Origin of the sequence: Bradyrhizobium sp. AC87j1, from assembly GCF_002936975.1 — a bacterium.
GTDB classification, from domain to species: Bacteria; Pseudomonadota; Alphaproteobacteria; order Rhizobiales; family Xanthobacteraceae; genus Bradyrhizobium; species Bradyrhizobium shewense.
This window is the reverse complement of the sequence record NZ_PTFE01000277.1, coordinates 1-625: the sequence shown is the minus strand read 5'-3', so window position 1 is coordinate 625 and position 625 is coordinate 1. Positions and strand designations below refer to the sequence as shown.

The 625-nt window shown below is 54.4% G+C and carries 1 protein-coding gene; it reads left to right on the top strand.

The features are described from left to right. Positions 1-332: 332 nt before the first annotated feature. Positions 333-625, top strand: a 293-nt coding sequence (locus CV770_RS41305; RefSeq protein ID WP_161500097.1) for an acetoacetate decarboxylase family protein, incomplete at its 3' end; no start/stop codon positions are given.

Below are 625 nucleotides of genomic sequence, written 5' to 3'. Positions count from 1 at the left end.
CCCGATGAGGTGCTTGGCATCGACGTTGCAGACGACAGATAGAGAGGCCTGTCGAGTTAGCGTCATCGTCGGTGAGCACGCTTCGCCGGAATGAACGCACAATCGTCAAGCTCATTCTGCAGCACAGAATTGAGGTGCAACGCGCAGAACTGGATGCGTCGTCGGTAAGACGATCGCGATCACCGGATCTATGAGCCGACGGATCACCGAGCCGCATTGGAAGTTGCACATCACAGTCTCTTCAGGAGGTTTCAACAACCGAATACTCTTGGTGAGATGAGTAGCTGAATCTACAGTTGCGTCCAAAGACTCCAAGAGCGAGGAGGAATGCGATGCCCGACGTCAAAGGTATTCCGCTTGATGCGCCTCTCTACCGTGGGAGCAAAGACCGTGGCAGCGCGTTTCTCGGCTGCCAAGCCATAAACCTTGTATTTAGCGTGGGGCACGAGGTGTCCTCTCTATTGCCGAAGGGATTAGTACCCGTAGCAAACCCTGCAATCGGCGTTGTGGGGGTCGCGAGCTATCCCTCAAGCACTGTGGGGCCGTACTTGGAGTGCTATTCAGGAATTCAAGTTCGTGATCCCGGCGGTGAGACCGGCTTTTACATTCCTTACATTTACGTGAC